Consider the following 26,132-nt stretch of genomic DNA (forward strand, 5'->3'; position numbering starts at 1 on the left):
ATCGCTGATAACAACAACAAGGATTATCGATGTGAGCCCAACTGGAAAATCCATCCTGCTGGTCGATGACGACCAGGATATTCGTGAACTGCTGCAAACCTACCTCGGCCGTGCCGGCTTGCAGGTGCGCACCGTCGCTGATGGTGCCGGCTTTCGCCAGGCGCTGTGCGAAGGGGGCGCGGATCTGGTGATTCTCGACGTCATGCTGCCCGATGAAGACGGCTTCAGCCTGTGCCGCTGGACGCGCGGGCACCAGCGTTTCGCCCAGGTGCCGATCATCATGCTGACGGCCAGCTCCGATGAAACCGACCGGGTGATTGGCCTGGAACTGGGCGCTGACGACTACCTGGGCAAACCCTTCAGCCCTCGTGAGCTGCTGGCTCGGATCAAGGCGCTGCTGCGCCGCGTACATTTCTCCCAGGAGCGCGGTGCCGACGTGCTGACCTTCGATGAGTGGCGGCTGGATATGGTCAGCCATCGGCTGTTCCATCTCGATGGCGAAGAGGTGCTGCTGTCCGGCGCGGACTTCGCGTTGCTCAAGCTGTTTCTCGATCACCCGCAGCAGATTCTCGACCGCGACACCATCGGCAACGCCACCCGCGGCCGCGAGATGATGCCGCTTGAACGCATCGTCGACATGGCCGTCAGCCGCTTGCGCCAGCGCCTGCGCGATACCGGCAAGCCGCCGCGGCTGATCCGCACCGTGCGCGGCAGTGGCTATCAACTCGCAGCCGCCGTTACCGCCCAGGCCGGCAATGCGCGCTGACTGGCGTCGGCTGGTGCCGATTCCACGTTCGTTGCTGGGCCGCATGCTATTGCTGACGCTGCTTTCGGTACTGGTCGCCCAGGCGCTGTCCAGCGCCATCTGGCTGTCGCAGTTGCGCGCGACCCAGCTCGAAGGGCTGGTGACCACAGCACGTAGCCTGGCTCATTCGATGTCGGCCAGCGTGCGTTACTTCCGTTCGTTGCCGGTCGCCTACCGGCCGCTGGTACTCGACCAGTTGCGCAGCATGGGCGGCACGCGTTTCGTGGTCAGCCTCAATGACCGGCCCCTGTCGATGCACCTGCTGCCGGACACGCCACGCAAGCAGGCGGTGACTCAGGCGGTGAGTGAGGTCTTGCGTGCGACGCTGGGTAACAGCGCGGACATTTCCGTGACCTTCGTTAGCCCGGACGACCTGCGCATTTTCAACGGTGGCCTGAAACTCGATGAGCTGCCGCGCTCCTGGGCGCATTACGCGCTGACCCTGGAGCCGGTCAATCCGCCGGTGTTGGTCACCCAGATTCAGCTGGCGCCCGGCGAGTGGCTGTACATCGCCTCGCTGCTGCCCGAACCCTACACCAGCCTGGAAGAGCCGATCCTGCCGACCCAGCAGCTGTGGTTCATCCTGCTCAGTAGTGGGTTCCTGCTGCTGTTCATTGGCATTCTGGTGCACTGGCAGAGTCGCCCGCTCAAACGCCTGGCGCGGGCCGCGCGGCACATGTCGCTGGGCGCCGATGTGCAGCCGGTGCTCGAAGGCGGCGGCCGCGAGGTGGTCGAGGTCGGTCGGGCGTTCAACGCCATGCGCGAGCGCATCAGCCGCTACCTGACCGAACGGGCCCAGCTGTTCAGCGCCATTTCTCATGATCTGCGCACACCGATCACTCGCTTGCGGCTGCGCGTCGAACTCCTCGACGACGAGGTGTTGCAGACCAAGTTCGGCCGCGATCTGGATGAGCTGGAGCTACTGGTCAAGGGCGCGTTGCAGTGCGTGAAGGACACTGACATCCACGAGAACATCGAGCCGGTGGACCTCAATCATTTGTTGCACTGCCTGGTCGAACCCTACCTGGCACCGGGCGGCAACGGTCGGGTGACGCTGTATGGCCAGGCCAATGCCGCGTACCTGGGCAAACCCCTGGCGCTGCGCCGCTGCATCGGCAACCTGATCGACAATGCGCTCAAGTACGGGCACAAGGCGCACCTGCACGTTGAGGATCACCACGGCAATTACGTGCTGCACGTCGACGACGAGGGCCCAGGCGTTCCCGAGCAGCGTCTGGAACAGGTATTCGAGCCGCATTTCCGCCTGGCCGGGCAGCAGCAGGGCTACGGCCTGGGGCTGGGTATCGCCCGTAATATCGCCCATAGCCACGGCGGCGAAGTGAGCCTGCAGAATCTGCGGGAGGGAGGGTTGCGCGTCAGCCTGAAGCTGCCGCGCTCGCCGGATTGAATGTCACCCAATGGTGACAAAGCGACCGGCCTTCGTTACTTGGGTGATGTGCAGACGCCATTAGAATCTCACCATAAGCACCTGCTGGTTAATGGGATGAAGCGCTCCCACTGATGCCCGTAATGGTTTTGGTAGCCTGGGTTAGCCGAAGGCGTAACCCGGGTGTTTGCAGTTCCCGGGTATCGCTTCGCTCAACCCTGGCTACGAAGTGGGTGGTGCAATAATCGTTTGCATGGAACAACAACAATGAAAACACCTGCAATGCCCCCCGACAGCTGGCTGGTGAAACCGGCCCATCTTGCCTGGCTGAACGCCGAAGGCATGCGGCTGCTGCCGTTTGCCAGCACCTCCGGCGTCGCGCAGGGCTTCGCCGCTCTCGACTGTCACGGGCGACTGCCTGCGGGGGCCGGTGCTGAACTGATTCACACCACCCGCATGACCCACTGTTTCGCCCTGGCCCATATCCAGGGCGTGCCCGGTTATGTCCATCTGGTCGACCACGGTATCGCTGCGCTGCAGGGCGCCTTGCGTGACGAGGTGGCCGGCGGCTGGTTCGCCGATGCCAGCCGCAGCGGCGGCAAGTCCGCCTACCTGCATGCCTTTGTCGCGCTGGCCGCGAGCTCTGCGCAGGCTGCCCGCAGACCGGGAGCCAAGGTGCTCCTGGCCGAGGCGATCAGCATTATCGAGCGGCATTTCTGGTGTGAGGAGGAGGGCGCGTTGCGCGAGAGCTTCAGTGCTGACTGGTCGCAGGAAGAGGCCTATCGCGGCGCCAACAGCAACATGCATGGCACCGAGGCGTTTCTGGCCCTGGCCGATGTCACCGGCGACGCTCTCTGGCTGCACCGCGCATTGCGGATCGTCGAACGCTTGATCCATGGCCATGCAGCCTCCCGTGGCTACGTGGTGGTCGAGCATTTTGATCGGCACTGGCAGTCTCTGCCGGAATACAACGATGACAATCGCGCCGACCCGTTTCGGCCCTATGGCAGCACGCCGGGGCACAGTTTCGAGTGGGCGCGCCTGTTGTTGCACCTCGAGGCGGCGTTGATCCGCGCCGAGCTCGACGCGCCAGACTGGTTGCTGGAGGATGCTCGCGGGCTGTTCGCCAGCGCCTGCCGCGATGCCTGGCAGGCCGACGGCAAGCCGGGGCTGGTCTACAGCCTCGACTGGCTGGGCCAGCCCGTGGTGCGGGCGCGGCTGCACTGGGTGCAGGCCGAGGCCAGCGCGGCGGCGGCAGCGCTGTTGCGGCGCACCGGGGAGGCCATGTACGAGCAGTGGTACCGGCGCTTCTGGGAGTTCACAGCTAGCTATTTCATCGATCTGCAACAGGGCAGCTGGCACCACGAACTCGACTGCGACAACCGGCCAGCCGCCAGTATCTGGCCGGGCAAGCCCGATCTCTATCACGCTTATCAGGCCGTTTTGTTGCCGCGTCTGGCCCTGGCACCGAGCCTGGCCACGGCATTGGCGGCGATGTAACGAGGTGGTGACATTCGCGCGTCCCTTCGTTACCTGGCTATCCGCAAAGCCTGATTAAACTCCCTGCAACGCAAGCGCCACGACTTGCCCGATAACAACAAGAAAGGTACCCCGATGAACGCGATCACCCGTCTCGCTACTGCCGTTTCTCTCGCCTCGTTGTTCCCCCTCTCTGCCCTTGCAGCCGACTCCAAAGGTACGGTCGAAGTCGTGCACTGGTGGACGTCCGGCGGCGAGGCTGCAGCCGTGAAGGTTCTGCGTGAGCTGGTCGAAAAAGACGGCTACACCTGGAAGGACAGCGCAGTAGCCGGTGGTGCCGGCTCCGCCGCGATGACCGTATTGAAGACCCGCGTGGTCTCGGGCAACCCACCCGGTGCCGCGCAGATCAAAGGGCCGGATTTGCAGGAGTGGGGCGCGCTGGATCTGCTCGCCCCGCTGGATGACGTCGCCAAAGCCAATAATTGGGATGGGCTGCTATCCAAGACCGTCTCCAACACCATGAAATACGACGGCCATTACGTCGCCGTGCCGGTGAACATCCACCGCGTCAACTGGCTGTGGATCAACCCGGAAGTGTTCAAGAAAGCCGGCATCGCTAAGGCGCCGACCACCCTCGAAGAGCTCTATGCAGCCGGTGACAAGCTCAAGGCTGCCGGCTTCGTACCCCTGGCCCATGGCGGCCAGCCGTGGCAGGACAGCACCGTATTCGAAGGCCTGGTGCTCGGCATCATGGGCGCCGAGGGCTACCACAAGGCGTTCGTCGAGAACGACGAAGCGACCCTTACCAGCCCACAGATGACCGAAGTGTTCACCGCGCTGAAGAAACTCTCCACCTACATGGACGACAACCGCGCCGGCCGTGACTGGAACCTGGCCACCGCCGAGCTTATCGACGGCAAGGCCGGCATGCAGATCATGGGCGACTGGGCGAAGAGCGAGTGGACGGCCGCCGGCAAGGTCGCTGGCAAGGATTACCAGTGCGTGCCGATGCCAGGCACAGCTGGCAGCTACACCTACAACATCGACTCGATGGCCATGTTCAAGCTCAAGAAGGAAGGCGACATCGCCGCCCAGCATGCACTCGCCCGCATCGCGCTGGAGCCCGAGTTCCAATACGTGTTCAACGAGAACAAGGGTTCGATCCCGGTGCGTTCCGATCTAGACATGAGCAAGTTCGACAGCTGCGCCCAGGCGTCCATGAAGGATTTCCAGGAAGCCGACAAGAACGGCAAGCTGGAGCCGAGTATGGCCCACAGCATGGCCACCAACCTGGCGGTGCAGGGGGCGATCTTCGACGTGGTGACCAACTTCATGAGCGAGAAGAACGCCGACCCGAGCAAGGCCGGCGCGCAGATCTACGCGGCCATCAAGTCCGCACAGTAGCTCTGTAGCGGGCCGTCGCTGGCGGCCCGCGCACTTTCCCCAATCCCTCTGCGATAGGCAATTTGCCCCTCGTGGACGGCGTTCGCCCTGAAATTCATCTCCACACTGGTAATACCGATGAGTGTCACGACGGTAATCGGCAAGGCTTCACCCTTCGACGCGCTGCAACGCTGGCTGCCCAAGCTGGTGCTGGCGCCGAGCATGCTGGTGGTGCTGGTCGGCTTCTATGGCTACATCCTCTGGACGCTGGTGCTGTCATTCACCAACTCCAGCTTCATGCCCAGCTACAAGTGGGTCGGCCTGCAGCAATACGTACGGCTGATGGACAACGACCGCTGGTGGGTGGCCAGCAAGAACCTGATGGTGTTCGGCGGCATGTTCATCGGCATCAGCCTGGTCATCGGCGTGCTGCTGGCGGTGCTGCTGGATCAGCGCATCCGCCGCGAAGGCTTCATCCGCACCGTCTACCTGTACCCGATGGCGCTGTCGATGATCGTCACCGGTACCGCCTGGAAATGGCTGCTCAACCCCGGCCTGGGCCTCGACAAGATGCTGCGCGACTGGGGCTGGGAAGGCTTTCGCCTGGACTGGCTGGTGGATCAGGATCGGGTCGTCTACTGCCTGGTGATCGCTGCTGTGTGGCAGGCCTCGGGCTTCGTCATGGCGTTGTTCCTCGCCGGGCTGCGCAGCGTCGATCAGTCGATCATCCGTGCGGCTCAGGTAGACGGCGCGAGCCTGCCGACCATCTACCTGCGCATCGTCCTGCCGAGCCTGCGGCCGGTGTTCTTCAGTGCCGTGATGATCCTCGCCCACATTGCCATCAAGAGCTTTGACCTGGTGGCGGCGATGACCGCTGGCGGCCCCGGTTACTCCTCCGATCTGCCGGCGATGTTCATGTACAACTTCACCTTCAGCCGCGGCCAGATGGGCATCGGCTCGGCCAGCGCGATGATGATGCTCGGCGCGATCCTGGCGATTCTGGTGCCCTATCTCTACTCGGAACTGCGGGGCAAACGCCATGACTAGAGCCTTCAGCTCAAGCCGTGTGGCGATCTACGCCACCCTGCTGTTCGCCGCGGCGCTGTATCTGGTGCCGCTGATCGTGATGCTGCTGACCAGCTTCAAGACCCCCGAGGACGTGCGTGCCGGCAACCTGCTTTCGTGGCCTGAAGCGTTCACTTTGATCGGCTGGGTCAAGGCCTGGGACGTGGTAGGTGGTTACTTCTGGAACTCGGTGAAGATCGCCGTGCCGGCGGTGCTGATTTCCACCGCGGTCGGCGCCCTGAATGGTTACGTGTTGTCGATGTGGCGCTTTCGCGGCTCGCAGCTGTTCTTCGGTCTGCTGCTGTTCGGCTGCTTCCTGCCGTTCCAGACGGTGTTGCTGCCAGCCTCGTTCACCCTCGGCAAGTTCGGCCTGGCCAATACCACCACGGGCCTGGTGCTGATCCATGTGGTCTACGGCATCGCCTTCACCACGCTGTTCTTTCGCAACTTTTACGTCAGCGTGCCGGATGCCCTGGTCAAGGCGGCGCGCCTCGACGGCGCCGGCTTCTTCACCATCTTCGGACGCATCCTGCTGCCCATGTCGCTGCCGATCATCATGGTCTGCCTGATCTGGCAGTTCACCCAGATCTGGAACGATTTCCTGTTCGGCGTGGTGTTCGCCAGTGGTGATTCGCAGCCGATCACCGTGGCCCTCAACAACCTGGTGAATACCAGCACTGGGGCCAAGGAATACAACGTGGACATGGCCGCGGCGATGATCGCCGGGCTACCGACCCTGCTGGTGTACGTCGTGGCGGGCAAATATTTTCTGCGCGGCCTCACGGCCGGCGCGGTGAAGGGTTGAAAGCTGCGCTTTCAAACGTGGAGAAGTACATGGCAACGCTCGAACTGCGCAACGTCAACAAGTCCTATGGCAGCGGCCTGGCCGATACCCTCAAGTGCATCGACCTGAAGATCGATGCGGGTGAGTTCCTGATTCTGGTCGGCCCGTCGGGCTGCGGTAAGTCCACCCTGATGAACTGCATCGCCGGGCTGGAGAGCATCAGCAACGGCGCGATCCTGGTCGACGATACCGACATCAGCGGCATGAGCCCCAAGGATCGCGACATCGCCATGGTGTTCCAGTCCTACGCGCTGTACCCGACCATGAGCGTGCGCGACAACATCGCCTTCGGCTTGAAGATGCGCAAGATGGCCCCTGCGGCCATCGACGAGGAAGTGGCACGGGTCGCCAAGCTGCTGCAGATCGAGCACCTGCTCAAACGCAAACCGGGCCAGCTGTCCGGTGGCCAACAGCAGCGCGTTGCCATGGGCCGGGCGCTGGCGCGGCGGCCGAAGATCTACCTGTTCGATGAGCCGCTGTCCAACCTCGACGCCAAGCTGCGGGTGGAGATGCGCACCGAAATCAAGCTGATGCACCAGCGCCTGAAGACCACCACGGTGTACGTCACCCATGACCAGATCGAGGCCATGACCCTGGGCGACAAGGTGGCGGTGATGAAGGAGGGCGTGATCCAGCAGTTCGGCACCCCGCAGGATATCTACAACGACCCTGCCAACCTGTTCGTGGCCAGCTTCATTGGCTCGCCGCCGATGAACTTCGTGCCCGTGCAGTTGCAGCGTCGTGCGGACCAGGTATGGGCAACGCTGACCTCGTCGAGCGGCAGCTGCGAGTTGCCGCTCGGCCAGCTGCCCGAAGGCACCGAACAGCGCGCCTTGCTGCTCGGCATCCGCCCCGAACAGATCCAGCCCACCAGCGCACCCGGTCAAGCCGCTTCGCTGCCTGCAGTGGTCGAGGTCACCGAGCCTACCGGGCCGGACACCCTGGTGTTCGTCAGCGTCAATGACAGCAAGCTGTGCTGCCGCCTGGCGCCGGATCAGGCGCCAAATATCGGGCAGAGCGTCGAGCTGCAGATCGATGCGTCGCGCGTGTTGCTGTTCGATGCCGACAGCGGCGAACGCGTTCGGCCCGAGGCGCAGGCCTCGCTACAGAGCAATGTCACGCACTTGAAGAATCGTTGATAAGGAGTCGGTCTCGCAGGCGTCTTCCCGACGCCTGGCTGTCCTGATGCCGGCATGCAAAAGCGGTAACAACAATAAAAACAGCAGGAGAGGGTATGAAACGATCAACGGGTTTCGGTCTGGCCATGGCGTTGGGTTCCCTGACGCTACCGGCCACGAGCATGGCACTGGAGTTCACCGGCTACGTGCGCAGCGGTGCCGGTACTGCCGATGGCAATGGCCGGCAGTCATGCTTCCAACTGCCAGGGGCGCGGTCCAAGTATCGACTGGGTAACGAGTGTGAACACTACGCCGAGCTGGATCTGCGTCAGGATCTATTCACGCTGGACGATGGTTCGGTGCTGAGCATCGAGGGCATGGCGCAGCTGTTCAACGAATATGGCCACACGCCGAAATTCACCGGCGATCACGGCACTGCCCGCATGAACCAGATGTACGCCGAGTGGAGCAACATGCCGGCGCTCAACGGCGGTTCGCTGTGGGCGGGGCGACGTTTCTACAAACGTAACGACATCCATATCTCCGACTTCTACTACTGGAACCAGAGCGCTACCGGTTTCGGTATCGACGAAATGAAAATCGGCGATTACAAGTACAGCTACGTGTTCTCGCGCAAGGACAGCTACGACCAGAAGGAATACATCAACCGCCACGACTTCAACGTCGGCGGCTTCGTGACTAACCCAGGCGGCGAGTTCGAGGTGGGCGTCAGCTACGTCGACAAGCCATCTTCCGTTGAAGATGCGAACAGCGGCTGGGCGGTGACCGGACAGCACGTGCAAAAGAATTTCCTCGGCCTGGGCGGCGACAACAAGTTTGCCGTGCAATACGGCGAAGGACCGGGCACCGGCCTGGGATACACCGGTGACCCGACCCTGGATCGCAGTGCCAAGAGCTGGCGCGTGGTTGAGTTCTTCGACTTCCAGATGACGCCGCGCCTGGGTGGCCAGGTGCAGGCCGTTTACCAGAAAGACAAACGTGATGACGGCCAGGATCAGGACTGGTGGTCGGTGGGCGGCCGCACCAGCTATGCCTTTACGCAGCAGTTCAAGCTGGTTGGCGAGATTGGCCACGATCAGGTGGACGCCAGTGGCGGCACACGCAAACTGAGCAAATTCACCGTTGCGCCCACGTGGTCGCCGAACGGTCCTGGCTTCTTCGAACGCCCGGAAATTCGTCTGTATTACACCTACGCCACATGGAACAAGGCGGCTCAGGAGGCGGCGAATCTGCTGGCTGAAGGTTCGGCGCTGTCGGACACCGGAGCCTTTGGCAGCGCTCGTAATGGCTCCAACTTCGGTGTGCAGGTCGAGTACTGGTGGAAGTAGGGCGCTGACGCGTTGCCCATCCTGCGGATTCCCCATCCCGTAGGGTGGGTGAAGGTGTGGGGCGCGCGGCCGCTGGATTCGATCTGGTTTTCGGGCGCCGTACCCACCATCGGTATCGGCGTCGCCCGCGTGGTGGGTTACGCAGCGCTCCAGGATCGTGGTGAGTCGACGTTTTAGAGTTCTGGCGCCGCTTCACCCACCCTACGGATTCACATCACGTAGGGCGGTTGAAGGTGCGGGTCGCTATCGCTGGGCTTGGCTCGGTCTCTGGGCGCCGTAACCCACCATTGGCATCGGCATGGACGCCGGCCTCAGCCCGGCTCTTCGTTGGCCGGATAGCGGCTGGCGTTGAGGCTTTCCTTGATCTTGCGCAGGTGCGGCTGAAAGTCCGCACCGCGGCGCAGGGTCATGCCCGTGGCGAGCACGTCGAGCACCGTCAACTGGATGATGCGTGAGGTCATCGGCATGTAGATGTCGGTGTCTTCGGGCAGCGGGATATGCACGCTCAGGCTGCAGGCCTGGGCCAGAGGCGAACCGGCTGCGGTCAGGCCGAGCACCGAGGCGCCATTTTCCCTGGCCAGGCGCGCCACTTCGACCAGTTCCCGGGTGCGCCCGGTATAGGAAATGATCACGAACAGATCACCGGTGTGCGCCACCGACGCCAGCATGCGCTGCATCAGCACGTCGGCATGAGCGGACACCGCCAGATTGAAACGGAAGAATTTGTGCTGGGCATCCAGGGCGACCGGTGCCGAAGCGCCCAGGCCGAAGAAGTGGATCTGCCGGGCCTGGATCAACAGGTCGACGGCGCGGCTGATCAAGTTCGGGTCGAGGCTCTGGCAGGCGCTGTCCAGCGAGGCGATGGCGCTGCCGAAAATCTTCCGTGTGTAAGCCTCAGGGCCGTCATCGGCTTCCACTGCGCGGCTCACATACGCCGCGCCGCTGGCCAGGCTCTGTGCCAGCTGCATCTTCAGCTCGGGGTAACCATTGACGCCGAACGAGCGACAGAAGCGGTTCACCGTCGGCTCGCTGACCTGGGCGGCCTGGGCAAGGGCCGCGATACTCAGGCGGGTGGCCTGCTGCGGATTAAGCAGTATCACTTCGGCGACCTTGCGCTCTGCCTTGTTGAGGCTGTCGAGGCGGCCCTGGATCTGCTCGAGAAGGTTGCGCACGCGATCCATTATTGTCCTTGTCTGATAAAGCGTCGGTCAATCGTACGGCCGCCGCTGTCTACTGGCTATCGAGATCTGCAGTCTATGAAAATGTTGTTTTTATTACTACATTTACGGTTGCGAAATTGGCGGGCAACCGCTATCAATAGGGTAACTTGATAGAAGAACAAACATCATGTCTCCGAATCCCGTTGAGCCTTGTACCTTCGCTCTGTTTGGCGCCCTTGGCGACCTGGCACTGCGTAAGCTGTTTCCCGCCCTCTATCAGCTCGATCGAGCCGAATTGCTGCATGAGGACACTCACCTCCTGGCGCTGGCCCGCGAAGGCGGTGATCCGACGACTCACCTGAGTACCATCGACAAGCACTTGCGTCGATACGTGCCAGCCAACGAGCTGGACGAAGCGGTGCTGCAGCGCTTTCAGGCGCGCCTGCGCTACCTGAGCATGGAATTTCTGCCGCCCGACAGCTACCCGCAGCTAGCGGAGGCGGTTGGTAACGGTCGCCAGTTGATCGCTTACTTTGCCACGCCTGCTTCGGTATATGGCGGCATTTGCGCCAACCTGGCGGCGGTCGGCCTCGCCGAGGGCACCCGCGTGGTGCTCGAGAAGCCTATTGGCCATGACCTGCAATCGTCTCGTGCGGTCAACGATGCCGTGGCCGCGTATTTTCCAGAGACTCAGGTTTATCGGATCGACCACTACCTGGGCAAGGAAACGGTGCAGAACCTGATCGCTCTGCGTTTCGCCAACAGCCTGTTCGAAACCCAGTGGAACCAGAACCACATCACCCACGTGGAAATCACTGTGGCGGAGAAGGTCGGCATCGAAGGCCGCTGGGGCTATTTCGACAAGGCCGGGCAGCTGCGCGATATGATCCAGAACCACCTGTTGCAGCTGCTCTGCCTGATCGCCATGGACCCGCCCGGCGACTTGTCGGCCGATGCCATTCGTGACGAAAAGGTCAAGGTGCTCAAGGCGCTGGAACCGATGAACGCCGAGCAACTGTCCCGCCATGTCGTACGAGGCCAGTACGTGGCCGGTACCAGCGATGGCAAATCAGTACCCGGTTATCTCGAAGAAGAGAATTCCAACGCCCACAGCGATACCGAAACCTTCGTCGCATTGCGGGCCGACATCCGCAACTGGCGTTGGGCCGGTGTACCGTTCTATCTGCGCACCGGCAAGCGCATGGCCCAGAAGCTGTCGCAGATCGTCATCCACTTCAAAGAACCGCCGCACTATATCTTCGCCCCCGAGCAACGGCAGTTGATTGGCAACAAGCTGATCATTCGCCTGCAGCCGGACGAGAGCATTTCCCTGCAGGTAATGACCAAGGACCAGGGGCTCGACAAGGGCATGCAGCTGCGTAGCGGTCCGCTGCAGCTGAATTTTTCGGCGACCTACGGCAGTTCGCGAATTCCCGATGCCTACGAACGCTTGCTGCTGGAGGTCATGCGTGGCAACCAGAATCTGTTTGTGCGCAAGGATGAAATTGAACACGCCTGGCAATGGTGCGATCAACTGATCGCCGGCTGGAAGAAACTCGGCGACCCACCCAAACCGTATGTCGCCGGCTCCTGGGGACCGATGAGCTCCATCGCCCTGATCACTCGCGACGGGAGGGCCTGGTATGGCGATCTCTAATCTCGAATTCCCCGTGGGCGTCGTCGCCCGCAGCCACAGTGACTCGCAGCATCTGGCTCAGGCGCTGGCCGAGAACGTGGCCGGTGCACTGCGCACAGCGATCGACAGTCATGGTCATGCCACGCTGGTGGTGTCTGGCGGACGCAGTCCGATCGCCTTCTTCAAAGTATTGGCGCAGCAAGATTTGCCGTGGGCCAAAGTGCTGGTAAGCCTGGCTGACGAGCGTTGGGTGCCAGTTGGCCACGAAGACAGCAACGAGGCACTGGTACGCCAGCACTTGCTGCAAGGGCCAGCTGCCGAAGCGCGTCTGCTGGGCCTGTACCACAGTGCGAGCAGCCTCGAAGAGGCAGCCAAGCTCACCGAAAAAGCGCTCGATGATCTGCCGGCCATCGATGTCCTGGTGCTGGGCATGGGCGCCGACGGGCATACCGCCTCGTTGTTCCCAAACAGCCCCAACCTCGATGACGCACTAAGCGAAAATTGTTCGCGCCGCTGTCTGCCAATGCTCGCACCGAGCGTGCCGCATCAACGTCTCACCCTGACCTTGCCCTTGCTCAAGGCGGCGCGCCTGCCGCTGCTGTCGATCGAAGGTGAGGGCAAGCTGCGCGTGCTGGAACAGGCACTGCAGCAACGCGACCACAACGCTATGCCAATCAGCGCGTTTCTGAACGCGCCGCTCGAAATTTACTGGTGCCCGTAGTAGGCCAATAGGAACGCACAACATGACACACCCCATCAGTCGCCCAGCTCCCACCATGGCCGAAAAGATCGACAGCATCGATGCGCTCTGCGCTCGGGCGCGGATCATGCCGGTGATCACCATTGCCCGCGAGGAAGATATTCTGCCGCTGGCCGATGCTCTGGATGCAGGCGGCCTGCAAGTGCTGGAAATTACCTTGCGTTCGGCGCATGGCCTGACCGCCATCCGCCGCTTGCGCGAAGAGCGCCCTCATCTTTGCGTTGGCGCCGGCACAGTGCTCGACCGGCACATGCTTGACGCCGTCGTGGAGGCTGGCGCGCAATTCATCGTCAGCCCTGGCTCCACCGACGAGCTGCTGCGCGCCGCGCTCGACTGCCCGGTACCGCTGCTGCCTGGTATTGCCAGTGCTTCGGAGATCATGGTCGGCTACGCCCTGGGTTATCGCCGTTTCAAGCTGTTCCCTGCGGAAGTCTGTGGTGGCACCGCTGCGCTCAAGGCGCTTGGCGGCCCGTTCGGCGATATACGTTTCTGCCCAACCGGCGGCGTCAGCCCGGACAACCTGAAACGTTACATGGCGCTGTCCAACGTAATGTGCGTCGGCGGCAGCTGGATGCTGGACAGCTCTGCCGGCTGGGACGCCGTACGCCAGGCCAGTGCTGACGCTCTAGCCCTGCTCGACTGAGCGAATCCGCCTCGTCATGGTCCGGCCGCTCGGCCGGGCTTTCTCCGCCCTGGAGTCTTCCATGCCCGCCCCATTCGATCCCGCTGCGCTGTTTCCCCGCCTGCACGACATCCCTGAAGCCTATCGGCCCGATGCACCGGTCGAGCAGCGTGAGTATCTGGTCGGTGGTGAGTTGCGCCACTGGCAGGGGCCGTTGGCCCAGGTGCGCAGTCCGATCCATATTGCCGAGGATGACGGCGATCGCCAGGTTGTGCTCGGTAGCACGCCGTTGCTCGATGCGGGCGCGGCAATGACTGCGTTGGATGCCGCCGTCGCGGCCTATGACCACGGTCAGGGGCAATGGCCCAACCTGCGAGTTGCCGAGCGCATCGCCCACGTGGAGACCTTCCTGGCGCGCATGCGTGAGCAGCGTAGCGCGGTGGTCAAGCTGCTGATGTGGGAGATCGGCAAGAACCTCAAGGATTCGGAAAAGGAGTTCGACCGCACCTGTGATTACATCGTCGACACCATTGGCGCGCTCAAGGAACTGGACCGTCGTTCCAGCCGATTCGAGCTGGAGCAGGGCACGCTCGGCCAGATTCGCCGTGTGCCGCTCGGCGTGGCGCTGTGCATGGGCCCGTACAACTATCCGCTGAACGAAACCTTCACCACGCTGATTCCGGCGCTGATCATGGGCAACACGGTGGTCTTCAAACCGGCCAAATTCGGTGTGCTGCTGATGCGCCCGTTGCTGGAAGCGTTCCGCGACAGCTTCCCGCCGGGCGTGATCAACATCATCTACGGCCGTGGCCGTGAGACTGTCAGTGCGCTGATGGAAAGCGGCAAGGTCGACGTGTTCGCCTTTATCGGCACCCACAAGGGCGCCAGCGATCTGAAGAAACTCCATCCCAAGCCCCATCGCCTGCGCGCCGCTCTTGGTCTGGATGCCAAGAATCCGGGCATCGTGCTGCCTGACGTCGATCTCGACAACGCGGTGAGCGAGGCGCTGACCGGCGCGCTGTCGTTCAACGGCCAGCGCTGCACGGCACTGAAAATACTCTTCGTGCATGAAGATGTGCTGCAGCCATTTCTCGCCAAATTCAGCGCCGCCCTGGCTCAGCTCAAACCGGGCATGCCATGGGAGCCAGGCGTCGCACTGACGCCACTGCCCGAGCCGGGCAAGGTCGATTACCTGAAAACGGTGATGGCCGACGCCATCGAAAAGGGCGCGGAGGTCATCAATCCGGGCGGCGGCGAGTACCGTGCGAGCTTCTTCTACCCGGCACTGCTGTGCCCGGTGACGCCTGCCATGCGCCTGTATGGCGAGGAGCAGTTCGGTCCGCTGGTGCCCGTGGTGCCGTACCGCGACCTGGAGGAGGTGATCGACTACGTGTTGCAGTCGGATTTCGGTCAACAGCTCAGCCTGTTCGGCAATGACCCGCAGCAGATCGGTCGGCTGGTCGATGCGTTTGCCAATCAGGTCGGACGCATCAACATCAATGCCCAGTGCCAGCGCGGCCCGGACACCTTTCCGTTCAATGGCCGCAAGGATTCCGCTGAAGGCACGCTGTCGGTACACGACGCGCTGCGTACCTTCTCGATCCGCACCCTGGTGGCGACCCGCTTCAATGAGGACAACAAGGCACTGGTCAGTGAAGTGATCCGTCAGCGCGCCTCCAACTTCCTGACCACCGATTACATCTTCTGAGGTTGGCGATGACGCTCTCTATCAGCAAGGACACTCGCCTGTGCATGTCGCTGTCCGGCCGGCCCGGCAACTTCGGCACGCGTTTTCAGAACTATCTGTACCGGGAACTGCAGCTCGACTACCTGTACAAGGCGTTCACCACCACGGATCTGCCGGCGGCCATCGGCGGCATCCGTGCGCTGGGCGTTCGTGGCTGCGCGGTATCGATGCCATTCAAGGAAGCCTGCATCGAGTACCTCGATGCGCTGCATGAGTCGGCGGCAACTCTGCAGTCGGTCAACACCATCGTTGCCGATGACGGCCACCTGACGGGTTACAACACCGATTACAGCGCAGTCGTGCGGTTGCTCAAGCAACACGGCGTGCCTGAGGACAGCCGCTACGCCCTGCGTGGCAGCGGTGGAATGGCCAAAGCCGTGGCCTGCGCCTTGCGCGACAGTGGCTTCAGCGATGGCTGCATCGTCGCCCGCAATGAACCCGCGGGCAGGGCATTGGCCGCGCAGTGCGGGGTGGGTTGGTGCGAGACGCAGGATGATCAACCGGCGCAGCTGCTGGTCAACGTTACGCCGTTGGGCATGCGTGGCGCCGACGCCGAGCAGCTGGCTTTCGACGAACGTGCTGTGGCCGCCGCACACTGGGTGTTCGACGTTGTCGCCGTGCCGGTGGAAACCCCGCTGATCCGCCTGGCGCGCGCGCTCGGCAAACCGGTGATTACCGGCGGCGAGGTGATCGTGCTGCAGGCCGTCGAGCAATTCGTTCTGTACACCGGCGTGCGTCCCGATGCCGAACTGATCGAACGCGCGGCGCGCTTCGCTCTGACCGAATAGCCAACCTGCGGCTCAACGCCGGTAGGAACGCCACCCCGGCGCGAACGATGGTGGCCGTGTCGGGGTTCCGGCGTTGCTCAGACGATTCGCCGCGGGGTCGCGGCTCCTACAGTAGTGTGACGCCTTGCCAGATGAGCGGCTGCTGCCAGTCGAGTAGGAGCGTCGACCTCGGCGCGAACGATGGTGGCCGTGTCGGGGTTTCGGCGTTGCTCAGACGATTCGCCGCGGGGTCGCGGCTCCTACAGAAGTGTGACCGCCTACGAGATGAGCAGCTGCTGCCAGTCGAGTAGGAGCGTCGACCTCGGCGCGAACGATGGTTGCCCGTACCGGGGTTTCGGCGTTTCTCATTAGACGATTCGCCGCGGGGCGCGGCTCCTGCAGTAGTGTGATGCCTGCGAGATGAGCGTCACTCGGCACTGCCGATTTAAAGTTCGCACTTTCCGCTTCGTTGCCAAGTCGTAAAGAGAGTAGGGCATGGCGATGCGACGAGCGCTCTGCCAGACGCTGGCTTCGCCGCAACGTCATGCCCTGCCTTAGAACGGAATGCCTGCCACAGGCTTCTGACGCCAGGCGCGCCACATCACGTTGGCCGCTGACAGATAAACAAGGAGAGAGCCATGGGCTTGGGAACCATACTGCTGATCATTCTGATCCTGATGCTGGTTGGTGCCATCCCGGCGTGGCCGCATAGCCGCAGCTGGGGCTACGGGCCTACCGGCGGCCTCGGGCTGGTGCTGGTCATCGTGCTGGTGCTGTTGCTACTCGGCTACATATGAGCCAGCGCCTGCGTTTCTGACGCAGGCACTCGCCTGCAGCGACGCTCGTCGCTGCAGGCCGAGCTGGCTGCTGCCAGCACGTCGTCACACCGCTTCAACATCCTGTATTCCAACTTCCGGAGGTCGCCTGCTTGGATCTGGTGATTGCACGGCCTGAAGGCCTGTATTGTCCCCCCGGAGATTTCTATATCGACCCCTGGCGCCCCGTCGAACGGGCCGTGATCACTCACGGTCATGGCGACCATGCGCGTGGCGGCAGCGCTCATTACCTTGCAGCGGCGCCTGGCGAAGGCATCCTGCGAACCCGCTTGGGGCGCGACATCAATTTGCAGACCCTGGCGTATGGCGAATCCATCGAGCACCACGGCGTTACCGTCAGCCTGCATCCTGCTGGGCACGTCCTGGGCTCGGCTCAGGTGCGCCTCGAATACCGCGGTGAAGTATGGGTGGCATCTGGCGACTACAAGGTCGAGCCGGATGGCACTTGCGAGCCCTTCGAGCCGGTGCGCTGCCATACCTTCATCACCGAATCGACCTTCGGCCTGCCTATTTACCGTTGGCAGCCGCAGGCGCAGATTTTCGCCGGCATCAACGAGTGGTGGCGGCAAAATCAGCAGGCCGGTCGAGCCAGCGTGCTGTTCTGCTACGCGTTCGGCAAGGCGCAGCGCATTCTGCACGGCATTGATGGGAGCATCGGGCCGATTCTTGGTCATGGCTCGATGGAGCCGTTGCATCAGGTGTACCGCGACGCTGGCGTGTACCTGCCGGAAACGCGCTATGCCGGTGACGTGCCGAAGGGCGATCCGCTGCTGCGCCAGGCGCTGATTCTGGCGCCGCCGTCGGCAGGCGGCAGCACCTGGATTCGCCGCTTTGGTGATTATAGTGATGCGTTCGCCAGCGGCTGGATGTTGCTGCGTGGCACGCGCCGCCGCCGCGGCGTTGATCGCGGCTTCGTGCTCTCCGACCATGCCGATTGGCCCGGCCTGCTGTGGGCCATCGAACAGACCGGCGCCGAGCGGGTGATGGTCACTCACGGCTCGGTGAACATCCTGGTGCGGCACCTGCGCGAGCAAGGCCTCGACGCCCAGGCCTTCGAAACCGAATACGGTGAAGAAGACGACGCACCGGCGGAGCCCGCGGCATGATCGCTTTCGCTCAGCTTTACGCACGCCTTGATGCCACCACCTCGAGCAATGCCAAGCTGGCAGCGTTGCAGGACTACCTGCATGCTGCCGAGCCGGCGGACGCGGCCTGGGCGGTTTACTTTCTTGCAGGTGGACGGCCCCGGCAGCTGGTGCCATCTCGACAGCTGCGTGAGTTGGCCATGCAGCGTGCCGGCCTGTCCGCCTGGTTGTTCGAAGAAAGCTACTCGGCAGTGGGTGATCTGGCTGAAACCATCGCACTGCTGCTTCCCGAGGCGACCAGCACGTCCGATGACGGCCTGGCGGTGTGGGTCGAGGACAAGTTGCTGCCATTGCGCGGGCTGCCGCCTGACGAGTTGGCGATGCGTCTCGATGCGCTATGGGCGCAGCTCGATCCGCAATCGCTGATGGTCAGCATCAAACTGATTACCGGCGCGTTTCGGGTCGGCGTTTCCAAGCTGCTGGTAACCCGTGCACTGGCCAGCGTTGCCGATGTCGATGCCAAGCGGGTCGCCCAGCGTCTGGTCGGCTACACGGACTTGTCGCATCGGCCCACCGCCGCGTCCTACCAACGGCTGATCGCCGCCGAGTCGGATGACGAGCACGCCCAGCGCGGCGGACAGCCGTACCCGTTCTTTCTAGCTCATCCCCTGCAGCGCCCGCTGGACGAGTTCGAGGCCAGTCTGGGCGCGCCCAGCGACTGGCTGATCGAGTGGAAGTGGGACGGCATCCGCGCGCAACTGGTCAAGCGCGACGGCCAGTTGTGGGTCTGGTCGCGTGGCGAGGACCTGATCAGCGAGCGCTTTCCCGAACTGCAGGAACTGGCGCCGCTCCTGCCGGACGGCACGGTGATCGATGGTGAGCTGGTGGTCTGGCGGCACGCCCCCGAGGCCACCGCCCAGCAAGGCGAGCTGATGGCCCATGCCGCGGAGCAAGCGCCTGGGCGTCTCAATGATCAAGTCGAGGCGCAGCTCGAACAGTACGGCATTCAGCCTTTCGCACTGCTGCAGCAACGCATCGGCCGCAAGACCCTCAGTCGCAAACTGCTCGAAGAAGTGCCGGTGGCGGTTCTGGCCTACGACCTGCTGGAGTGGCAGGGCGACGATTGGCGCGCACGCCCGCAGCACGCACGACGGGCTCAGCTGGAGCAGGTGGTTGCCGCCTGTGCGAGCCCGCGCCTGATGCCATCGCCACTGCTGCATGGTGATAGCTGGCAGGCGCTCGCCGAACAGCGCGAGGCCTCACGCGCCCTGGGCGTCGAGGGGATGATGCTCAAAGGCCGCGAGTCCGCTTATGGTGTGGGCCGCAGCAAGGACGTCGGCGTCTGGTGGAAGTGGAAGATCGACCCGCTGAGTGTCGATGCCGTGCTGATCTACGCCCAGCGCGGACACGGCCGCCGGGCCAGCCTGTACAGCGATTACACCTTCGCGGTGTGGGACGGTGCGCCCGGTGATCCCGAGCGGCGCCTGGTGCCGTTCGCCAAGGCGTACTCGGGGCTGACCGACGAGGAAATGCGCAAGGTCGACGCCATCGTGCGCAAGACCACCGTGGAGAAATTCGGCCCGGTGCGCAGCGTCACACCGAGCCTGGTGTTCGAACTGGGCTTCGAGGGCATTGCCCGCTCGCCACGCCACAAGAGCGGCATCGCGGTGCGTTTTCCGCGAATGTTGCGTTGGCGCCACGATAAAACGGTGGAGGAGGCTGACACCCTGGCGTTGCTGCAGGAACTGCTGCAGTGAGCCTCGCCACCACCTGGCTGCGGCGCAACGGCTGGAAGGCCTTCGGCTTTCAGAAAGAGGTGTGGCAAGCCGTCGCCGAAGGGCGTAGTGGCTTGCTGCACGCTTCGACCGGCGCAGGCAAGACCTACGCCGTGTGGCTTGCGGCACTTAATCGCTTCGCTACCCGGAAAGCGCCGAAAAAAACCGTCGGCAGCAAGCGCGCGCCTCCTGCCGCACCGCTCACCGTGTTGTGGATCACCCCGATGCGCGCCTTGGCTGCGGATACTGCGCGCGCGCTGCAGGCACCGCTCGACGGAATGGAGATCCCCTGGACGCTCGGCATGCGCACCGGCGATACCGGCAGCGCCGAGCGTCAGCGTCAGGCCAGGCGATTACCCACGGCGCTGGTTACCACGCCGGAAAGCCTGACGCTGTTGCTCACCGGTGCCGACGCCAAAACGCAATTCGCACACGTCGGCATGCTGGTGGTAGATGAATGGCACGAGTTGCTCGGCAACAAGCGCGGCGTGCAATTGCAGTTGGCTCTCGCGCGCCTGCGGCAATGGAACCCACAGCTGATTGTCTGGGGCCTGTCGGCCACGCTCGGCAACCAGCCGCACGCCCTGGAGGTGTTGCTGCCGGGTGGCGATGGCTGCCTGATACGTGGCGAGCAGAGCGACCCGCCGCGTATCGACACACTGCTGCCGGCAGCCATGGAGCGCTTTCCATGGGCAGGGCACCTGGGCTTGCGGTTGTTGCCGCAGGTAGTGGAGGAACTGGACAGCAGCAGTGTCACCCTGGTGTTCACCAACACCCGCTCGCAATCGGAGCTGTGGTACCAGGCGCTGCTCGACGCACGCCCCGACTGGGCCGGGTTGATCGCCTTGCACCATGGCTCGTTGGCGCGGGAAGTGCGCGACTGGGTGGAAGGCGGGCTCAAACATGGCAAGTTGAAAGCGGTGGTCTGTACGTCGAGCCTGGATCTGGGCGTCGATTTTTTGCCGGTCGAACGGGTACTGCAGATCGGCTCAGCCAAGGGCGTTGCCCGTCTGTTGCAACGCGCCGGGCGTTCCGGGCACGCGCCAGGGCGTACCTCGCGCGTTACCCTGGTGCCGACCCACGCGCTTGAGCTGATTGAGGCCATCGCAGTGCAGGATGCCGTGGCGGCTGGGCGCATCGAGGCGCGGGAATCCCCACATCAGCCGCTCGACGTGCTGGTGCAGCATCTGGTCAGCGTGGCGCTGGGCGGCGGTTTCCGCCCCGATGACCTGCTGCGAGAGGTACGCAGCACCTGGGCGTATCGCGACCTTGACGACGCGCAGTGGCGCTGGGCATTGGCGTTCGTGCGCCAAGGCGGTGAATCGCTGAGCGCCTATCCCGATTACCAGCGTGTGGAGCCTGACGAGGAGGGCGTTTGGCGAGTGCCCAGCACGCGCCTGGCGCGGCGCCACCGGATGAGCGTGGGCACCATCGTCAGCGATGCCAGCCTCACCGTGAAGTGGTGGAGCAAGGGTGGCGGCGGCGGTTCCCTGGGCAGCGTCGAAGAAGGTTTTATCGCCCGGCTGCGTCCAGGCGACGTGTTTCTGTTCGGCGGTCGACCGCTGGAGCTGGTGCGCGTCGAGAACATGACCGCCTACGTGAAACGCAGCGCCGCTGGCAAAGCCAGCGTGCCGCGCTGGAACGGCGGGCGCATGCCACTCTCCAACGCGCTGGCCGAAGCGGTGGTGGCGCGTTTCGGCGAAGCGGCTCAGGGCCGCTTCGACGGGCCGGAAATGCGCATGCTGCAACCGCTACTTGAGGTGCAAGCCGGCTGGTCTGCACTGCCGGAGCCCGGCACGCTGCTGGCGGAAACGCTGCATTCGCGCGAAGGCTGGCACCTGTTCCTGTATCCCTTTGCCGGGCGTAACGTGCACCTGGGGCTGGCCAGCTTGCTGGCCTGGCGGCTGAGTAAACGGCAGCCGCTGAGTTTCTCCATCGCGGTGAATGATTACGGCCTCGAGCTGCTGTGCGCCAGCGAAGTGGATTGGGCTCACTGGTTGAGCGGTGATCTGTTCGATGACAGCGATCTGCTCCACGACGTACTCGCCAGCCTCAACGCCGGCGAACTGGCGCAGCGGCGCTTTCGCGAGATCGCCCGTATCGCCGGGCTGGTGTTTGGTGGCTACCCGGGTGCGGGCAAAAGTCTGCGCCAGGTGCAGGCCTCCAGCGGCTTGTTCTTCGATGTGTTTCGCCAGTACGACCCCGGCAACCTGCTGCTCACCCAGGCCCATGATGAAGTGCTTAGCCAGGAACTCGACGTTAAGCAGTTGCAACGCACTCTGGCAGACATGCGCGCTGCGCGCCTTGATTTGCATGCGCTGCGTCGGGCGACCCCGCTGGCATTCCCGCTGATGGTCGAACGTTTTCGCGAGCGGCTCAGCTCGGAGAAACTGGCGGATCGGATTGCCCGCATGCTCGGTGAGCTGGAGCGTGCGGCCGGGCCGGGCGGTCAGGCCACCAGCAAACCGCAGATCGAAATCGAGCCGCCCGTGCGCCGCGGCGAGCGCAAGCGCAAGGACGGCCGCCCGCGGCGCAAAGCCAAGGGGCCTGAGGCATGAACAGTCCGCCTTACCTCGCGGTGGAGATTGCCGGCGAGACACTCTGGTTGCTGGCGGACAAGGCCATCTATTGGCCAGCCGAACAGGCTCTGTTGATCGCCGACGCGCACTTCGGCAAGGCGGCTACCTACCGTATCCTGGGTCAGCCGGTACCGCATGGGACTACGGCGCGTAACCTGCAGCGCCTCGAGGTGATGCTGGCGAGCTACCCGACTCGCCAGGTGATTCTGCTCGGTGATTTTCTGCATGCTCGCCCGGCACGCGGCGGCAGCACCCTCGCGGCGCTTAGGGAATGGCGACAACGGCATGCAGCGCTACGGATATTGCTGGTGCGCGGCAACCACGACCGCAGCGCGGGAGACCCTGCCGCTGAACTGGATATTCAGGTGGTGAGCGAGCCCTGGCAAATGGGGCCATTCGCGCTGTGCCATGAGCCTTTGGATTGCCCTGGGCTGCACGTACTGGCCGGGCACCTGCACCCGGTGTTCGTGCTGCGAGGGCGGGGCGGCGACCGCCTGCGCATGCCGTGTTTCAGTGTCGAGCGCGGCATCACGCTGCTACCGGCATTTGGCGAATTCACTGGCGGCATGGTGATCGAGGCGGCGCCGGGGAGGGTGATCTATGGCTCACTCGATGCAGGAATCTGGCGGATCAGTCAGGATTGAGCTGCGGTTTTATGTCGCGGACGGAAAACCGTCGCGTTTCTTTTTGTGAATTTATCTATTTGATAAATATAGAAAATATAAATATTTTCTATATTTAGTTGGTGGCGGGTTTTGCCGCGTGCGAAACGTTTTCTTCGGCCGATTCTAGTTATTCGTTTCGCCGCCGATAGAATGCGTGCCGCTTAAAATCCGCTGGGTCATAAAAATAATTCTCCAGCTTCACAAGTCCCCTCACAAAGGTCGGAGAATTATATGAACAGCTGGTTCGCCAACATCAGCGTCACCCTGAAACTTGCCTTGGGCTTCGGCCTTGTGCTCGCCCTTACCTGCATACTCGCTCTGGCTGGCTGGACCAGTCTGGGCAGCCTGGTTCAGCGCAGCGATTGGACGGCAGATATTGCCCGTCTCAATGACTCGCTGACTGAACTGCGTGTCACCCGCCTGCAGTACATGCTGGCCAACGGTGACGAAACCGTCGCCGACACCGTGCAGAAGTCTCTCGACGGCTTCAAGGCGCAGCATGCCGATGTGCTGGCGTCCTTCAAGAGCCCCGACAACGTACGTCGCCTGCAGGCGCAGGGCGCGCAGATCGACGCTTATCAGCTGTCGTTGAACAAGATGCGTGATGGATACCGCGCTGCCAACGATGCGCGTCAGGAAATGACCCGCAATGCAGTGAATGCCGGCCAGCAGATCGACGAGATCAGCAGCACGGTGACGAGCCTGCCGCCTTATGACGAAGGCCGTGCCGCTCAGTTCGAGGCCATCACCAAGGCCAAGGAAGACTGGCAACTGGTGCGCTATCAGGTGCGCGGTTATACCGGTAGCCCTAATGCCGACGCCGAACGCGTTGCCATCGCGCAGATCGATGCCACCATCAAGGACCTCGACCTGTTTCGTCAGACCTTCTCCGCCGAGCACCCGCAGCGCGTCAGCCAGGTCGATACCGCACTGGCCAACTACCGTTCAGCAGTGATGGCATTCAAGACTGCGACGGAAACCATCGCCGCGTCTCGCAAGGAACTCACCGAGGAAGGCTACGAGATCGTCAAACTGAGCAAGGAGCTCACCGCGATTCAGATGGAGCGTCGCGACGAGGAAACCGCCTCGGCGCGTACGCTGCAGTTGAGCACCACGGTGCTGGCCTTGCTGATCGGCATCCTCGCTGCCTGGTTGATCACCCGTCAGATAACCCGTCCGCTGCAGGACACCCTGGCCGCAGTCGAGCGCATTGCCGGTGGCGATCTGAGCCAGACGCTGCAGGTCACGCGCCGTGATGAAATCGGTGTGCTGCAACAGGGCATCCAGCGCATGGGCACCACCTTGCGTGACTTGATCGGCGGCATCCGCGACGGTGTCACCCAGATCGCCAGTGCGGCCGAAGAACTGTCTGCGGTCACCGAGCAGACCAGCGCCGGGGTCAACAGCCAGAAGGTCGAAACCGATCAGGTGGCCACCGCCATGCACGAGATGTCGGCTACGGTGCAGGAAGTTGCGCGTAACGCTGCCGAAGCATCCCAGGCTGCCTCCGACGCAGACCGCGAAGCGATCCAGGGCGACCGGGTCGTGGCCGAAGCGATTGCCCAGATCGAGCGTCTGGCTGCCGAAGTGGGCCGCTCTACCGAGGCGATGAGCCACCTGCAGCAGGAAAGCAACAAGATCGGCAGCGTGATGGATGTGATCAAGGCGGTGGCCGAGCAGACCAACCTGCTGGCACTCAACGCCGCCATCGAAGCCGCCCGCGCCGGTGAAGCCGGTCGTGGTTTTGCGGTAGTGGCTGACGAAGTGCGCGGCCTGGCTCAGCGTACGCAGAAATCCACCGAAGAGATCGAAGGCTTGGTGGCAGGTCTGCAGCAGGGCACTCAGCAGGTGGCCAACATCATGCACAGCAGCCGCGAGCTGACCGACAGCACGGTGGAGCTGACCCGCAAGGCCGGCGGTTCGCTGGAAAGCATCACCCGCACGGTGTCGAACATTCAGTCGATGAACCAGCAGATCGCTGCCGCTGCCGAGCAGCAAAGTGCTGTGGCCGAAGAGATCAGTCGCAGCGTAATCAACGTGCGCGACATCTCCGAGCAAACCGCCGCTGCCAGTGAGGAAACTGCAGCGTCCAGTGTCGAGCTGGCCCGTCTGGGCAGTCAGTTGCAACAGATGGTCAGCCACTTCCGGGTCTGATCACACGGCAGTGTGCTGAGATGCAAAAGGCCGTTGCCCTCGGGGCAACGGCCTTTTTTATCGCTGTTCCAGGCACGCCGCTATGTGCGTGCTCAGTGGGTGGCAATCCAGATCAGCAGGCCGGCCTGAAACAGGCTGAACGCCACCAGGCAAGCGATAGTGAAACGCAGACCGCCGTCTTCGCGCTTGAGCTGCTCGAGACGTTCGTGTTGCTTGCGTAGCTGCGCATCCTGCTCGTGCAGGTTTTGGTCCGCTTGCTGGAGCATCTGAGCGGCATCCAGCTGATCGATGAATCTGACCTTTTCCGCGTTCCAGTCGCTGTGCAACGCATTCAAGCGTGATGCGCTGTAGTTCGCCTTGAGTTGCCCATCCTGATAATCGACCGCAAAACCTTGCGCTTTCAAGCAATGGTCACGGCGTGCGCGGGCCTCTTCGCTCATGGCGTCGCGGCTCGGCAGCGGACCGGTTTCCAGGGTGTAGTGGGCGCAATGCTGCTTGGCCCAGGCTGCTGCCTGAGCCAGCAGGAATCGACCCAGACCGCGATTCTGAGGTTCCAGATTGAAGCCGTTGTCCGGCCCGAAGCGGGCCTCCTTGGCCCGATGGTCAAGCCACAGCTCGAGCACGTTCTGCTCCTTGCGCACTTGCTGCCCCGGCAGCTGCACGCTCAGGCGCAACAGACTCTGCTCTTTGCTGTGCCGCTCGACGCGGCCAAGCTGTACGAAACGCAGTGGCCGCGCACCGGTGTGGCGATCAATCGGCAGCGCCGCGAGACGCAGCAGGCGAAAGTGCTCGGGGTCGAGTTTCGCCCAGGGGTGCGACGCTTCGACCTGTTCGGTTTCCGGCGCGGCCGCGGCTGGCGTTTCGCTGTCGGACATGGGGCATTCCTCGATAAGCCGCCGCACGCGTCAGCGGTGGT

The 26,132-nt window shown here is 63.1% G+C and carries 21 protein-coding genes; 19 read left to right on the forward strand and 2 right to left on the reverse strand.

The window, feature by feature from the left end; translation table 11 throughout:
• Positions 1 to 31 precede the first annotated feature (31 nt).
• From BLS60_RS13740 to BLS60_RS13775, 8 genes are all read left to right on the forward strand, one after another.
• Positions 32 to 766: a response regulator gene (locus BLS60_RS13740; RefSeq protein WP_092369024.1), complete on the forward strand. Its 735-nt coding sequence runs from the start codon at positions 32 to 34 to the stop codon at positions 764 to 766.
• Positions 756 to 2,213, forward strand: coding sequence for an ATP-binding protein (locus tag BLS60_RS13745; RefSeq protein WP_092369027.1), 1,458 nt, complete (start codon positions 756 to 758; stop codon positions 2,211 to 2,213). The genes BLS60_RS13740 and BLS60_RS13745 overlap by 11 nt, the downstream gene beginning before the upstream one ends.
• A gap of 246 nt (positions 2,214 to 2,459) precedes the next feature.
• Entirely contained in the window at positions 2,460 to 3,692 is a 1,233-nt protein-coding gene (locus BLS60_RS13750) for a D-mannose isomerase (RefSeq protein WP_092369029.1), read from the forward strand.
• A 114-nt stretch (positions 3,693 to 3,806) separates the two neighbouring features.
• Positions 3,807 to 5,075, forward strand: a complete 1,269-nt coding sequence (locus BLS60_RS13755; protein WP_070883460.1) for an ABC transporter substrate-binding protein — start codon at positions 3,807 to 3,809, stop codon at positions 5,073 to 5,075.
• A gap of 117 nt (positions 5,076 to 5,192) precedes the next feature.
• Positions 5,193 to 6,101, forward strand: a complete 909-nt coding sequence (locus BLS60_RS13760; RefSeq protein WP_092369032.1) for a carbohydrate ABC transporter permease — start codon at positions 5,193 to 5,195, stop codon at positions 6,099 to 6,101.
• Positions 6,094 to 6,924 (forward strand): carbohydrate ABC transporter permease, encoded by an 831-nt coding sequence (locus BLS60_RS13765; protein WP_092369035.1) that lies wholly within the window; start codon positions 6,094 to 6,096, stop codon positions 6,922 to 6,924. The genes BLS60_RS13760 and BLS60_RS13765 overlap by 8 nt, the downstream gene beginning before the upstream one ends.
• Before the next feature lie 29 nt (positions 6,925 to 6,953).
• Entirely contained in the window at positions 6,954 to 8,102 is a 1,149-nt protein-coding gene (locus BLS60_RS13770; RefSeq protein WP_092369038.1) for an ABC transporter ATP-binding protein, read from the forward strand.
• A gap of 95 nt (positions 8,103 to 8,197) precedes the next feature.
• Positions 8,198 to 9,430: a maltoporin gene (locus tag BLS60_RS13775; RefSeq protein WP_070883457.1), complete on the forward strand. Its 1,233-nt coding sequence runs from the start codon at positions 8,198 to 8,200 to the stop codon at positions 9,428 to 9,430.
• 311 nt (positions 9,431 to 9,741) lie between these two features.
• Here BLS60_RS13775 and BLS60_RS13780 read toward each other — a convergent pair whose 3' ends face one another.
• On the reverse strand, positions 9,742 to 10,611 hold the full coding sequence (locus BLS60_RS13780; RefSeq protein ID WP_092369041.1) for a MurR/RpiR family transcriptional regulator: 870 nt from the start codon (positions 10,609 to 10,611) through the stop codon (positions 9,742 to 9,744).
• Positions 10,612 to 10,777: 166 nt separating this feature from the next.
• Between BLS60_RS13780 and zwf the strand changes: the two genes are divergently transcribed.
• From zwf to BLS60_RS21995, 11 genes are all read left to right on the forward strand, one after another.
• Positions 10,778 to 12,247, forward strand: a complete 1,470-nt coding sequence (gene zwf, locus BLS60_RS13785) for a glucose-6-phosphate dehydrogenase (protein WP_070883455.1) — start codon at positions 10,778 to 10,780, stop codon at positions 12,245 to 12,247.
• Positions 12,234 to 12,947 carry a 6-phosphogluconolactonase gene (pgl, locus tag BLS60_RS13790; RefSeq protein ID WP_092369043.1) on the forward strand — a complete coding sequence of 238 codons (714 nt, stop codon included), beginning with the start codon at positions 12,234 to 12,236 and terminating at the stop codon, positions 12,945 to 12,947. The genes zwf and pgl overlap by 14 nt, the downstream gene beginning before the upstream one ends.
• 22 nt (positions 12,948 to 12,969) lie before the next feature.
• A complete protein-coding gene (locus BLS60_RS13795; protein WP_092369046.1) occupies positions 12,970 to 13,629 on the forward strand; it encodes a bifunctional 4-hydroxy-2-oxoglutarate aldolase/2-dehydro-3-deoxy-phosphogluconate aldolase in 660 nt (219 codons plus the stop codon).
• Between the two features lie 61 nt (positions 13,630 to 13,690).
• Positions 13,691 to 15,316 carry an NADP-dependent glyceraldehyde-3-phosphate dehydrogenase gene (locus BLS60_RS13800; protein ID WP_092369049.1) on the forward strand — a complete coding sequence of 542 codons (1,626 nt, stop codon included), beginning with the start codon at positions 13,691 to 13,693 and terminating at the stop codon, positions 15,314 to 15,316.
• Between the two features lie 8 nt (positions 15,317 to 15,324).
• Positions 15,325 to 16,143 (forward strand): shikimate 5-dehydrogenase, encoded by an 819-nt coding sequence (locus BLS60_RS13805; RefSeq protein WP_092369052.1) that lies wholly within the window; start codon positions 15,325 to 15,327, stop codon positions 16,141 to 16,143.
• A 617-nt stretch (positions 16,144 to 16,760) separates the two neighbouring features.
• Positions 16,761 to 16,919, forward strand: coding sequence for a DUF3309 family protein (locus BLS60_RS13810; RefSeq protein ID WP_070883450.1), 159 nt, complete (start codon positions 16,761 to 16,763; stop codon positions 16,917 to 16,919).
• Between the two features lie 131 nt (positions 16,920 to 17,050).
• Entirely contained in the window at positions 17,051 to 18,064 is a 1,014-nt protein-coding gene (locus BLS60_RS13815) for a ligase-associated DNA damage response exonuclease (protein ID WP_092369055.1), read from the forward strand.
• Positions 18,061 to 19,800: an ATP-dependent DNA ligase gene (locus BLS60_RS13820; protein ID WP_092369058.1), complete on the forward strand. Its 1,740-nt coding sequence runs from the start codon at positions 18,061 to 18,063 to the stop codon at positions 19,798 to 19,800. The genes BLS60_RS13815 and BLS60_RS13820 overlap by 4 nt, the downstream gene beginning before the upstream one ends.
• A complete protein-coding gene (locus tag BLS60_RS13825) occupies positions 19,797 to 22,376 on the forward strand; it encodes a ligase-associated DNA damage response DEXH box helicase (RefSeq protein ID WP_092369061.1) in 2,580 nt (859 codons plus the stop codon). The genes BLS60_RS13820 and BLS60_RS13825 overlap by 4 nt, the downstream gene beginning before the upstream one ends.
• A complete protein-coding gene (gene pdeM / locus BLS60_RS13830) occupies positions 22,373 to 23,041 on the forward strand; it encodes a ligase-associated DNA damage response endonuclease PdeM (protein WP_092369064.1) in 669 nt (222 codons plus the stop codon). The genes BLS60_RS13825 and pdeM overlap by 4 nt, the downstream gene beginning before the upstream one ends.
• Before the next feature lie 252 nt (positions 23,042 to 23,293).
• Positions 23,294 to 25,216 carry a HAMP domain-containing methyl-accepting chemotaxis protein gene (locus BLS60_RS21995; RefSeq protein WP_092369067.1) on the forward strand — a complete coding sequence of 641 codons (1,923 nt, stop codon included), beginning with the start codon at positions 23,294 to 23,296 and terminating at the stop codon, positions 25,214 to 25,216.
• A gap of 92 nt (positions 25,217 to 25,308) precedes the next feature.
• Here BLS60_RS21995 and BLS60_RS13840 read toward each other — a convergent pair whose 3' ends face one another.
• Positions 25,309 to 26,091 (reverse strand): hypothetical protein, encoded by a 783-nt coding sequence (locus BLS60_RS13840; protein WP_092369070.1) that lies wholly within the window; start codon positions 26,089 to 26,091, stop codon positions 25,309 to 25,311.
• Between the last annotated feature and the right edge of the window lie 41 nt (positions 26,092 to 26,132).

Origin of the sequence: Phytopseudomonas seleniipraecipitans, assembly GCF_900102335.1 — a bacterium.
GTDB lineage: Bacteria > Pseudomonadota > Gammaproteobacteria > Pseudomonadales > Pseudomonadaceae > Aquipseudomonas > Aquipseudomonas seleniipraecipitans.

What these genes read in the sequence shown, in the direction of transcription:
- BLS60_RS13745 (WP_092369027.1), top strand. Translation starts at nt 756, where the DNA reads ATGCGCGCTGACTGGCGTCGGCTGGTGCCGATTCCACGTTCGTTGCTG.
- BLS60_RS13750 (WP_092369029.1), top strand. Translation starts at nt 2,460, where the DNA reads ATGAAAACACCTGCAATGCCCCCCGACAGCTGGCTGGTGAAACCGGCC.
- BLS60_RS13755 (WP_070883460.1), top strand. Translation starts at nt 3,807, where the DNA reads ATGAACGCGATCACCCGTCTCGCTACTGCCGTTTCTCTCGCCTCGTTG.
- BLS60_RS13760 (WP_092369032.1), top strand. Translation starts at nt 5,193, where the DNA reads ATGAGTGTCACGACGGTAATCGGCAAGGCTTCACCCTTCGACGCGCTG.
- BLS60_RS13765 (WP_092369035.1), top strand. Translation starts at nt 6,094, where the DNA reads ATGACTAGAGCCTTCAGCTCAAGCCGTGTGGCGATCTACGCCACCCTG.
- BLS60_RS13770 (WP_092369038.1), top strand. Translation starts at nt 6,954, where the DNA reads ATGGCAACGCTCGAACTGCGCAACGTCAACAAGTCCTATGGCAGCGGC.
- BLS60_RS13775 (WP_070883457.1), top strand. Translation starts at nt 8,198, where the DNA reads ATGAAACGATCAACGGGTTTCGGTCTGGCCATGGCGTTGGGTTCCCTG.
- BLS60_RS13780 (WP_092369041.1), bottom strand. Translation starts at nt 10,611, where the DNA reads ATGGATCGCGTGCGCAACCTTCTCGAGCAGATCCAGGGCCGCCTCGAC.
- zwf (WP_070883455.1), top strand. Translation starts at nt 10,778, where the DNA reads ATGTCTCCGAATCCCGTTGAGCCTTGTACCTTCGCTCTGTTTGGCGCC.
- pgl (WP_092369043.1), top strand. Translation starts at nt 12,234, where the DNA reads ATGGCGATCTCTAATCTCGAATTCCCCGTGGGCGTCGTCGCCCGCAGC.
- BLS60_RS13795 (WP_092369046.1), top strand. Translation starts at nt 12,970, where the DNA reads ATGACACACCCCATCAGTCGCCCAGCTCCCACCATGGCCGAAAAGATC.
- BLS60_RS13800 (WP_092369049.1), top strand. Translation starts at nt 13,691, where the DNA reads ATGCCCGCCCCATTCGATCCCGCTGCGCTGTTTCCCCGCCTGCACGAC.
- BLS60_RS13805 (WP_092369052.1), top strand. Translation starts at nt 15,325, where the DNA reads ATGACGCTCTCTATCAGCAAGGACACTCGCCTGTGCATGTCGCTGTCC.
- BLS60_RS13810 (WP_070883450.1), top strand. Translation starts at nt 16,761, where the DNA reads ATGGGCTTGGGAACCATACTGCTGATCATTCTGATCCTGATGCTGGTT.
- BLS60_RS13820 (WP_092369058.1), top strand. Translation starts at nt 18,061, where the DNA reads ATGATCGCTTTCGCTCAGCTTTACGCACGCCTTGATGCCACCACCTCG.
- pdeM (WP_092369064.1), top strand. Translation starts at nt 22,373, where the DNA reads ATGAACAGTCCGCCTTACCTCGCGGTGGAGATTGCCGGCGAGACACTC.
- BLS60_RS21995 (WP_092369067.1), top strand. Translation starts at nt 23,294, where the DNA reads ATGAACAGCTGGTTCGCCAACATCAGCGTCACCCTGAAACTTGCCTTG.
- BLS60_RS13840 (WP_092369070.1), bottom strand. Translation starts at nt 26,091, where the DNA reads ATGTCCGACAGCGAAACGCCAGCCGCGGCCGCGCCGGAAACCGAACAG.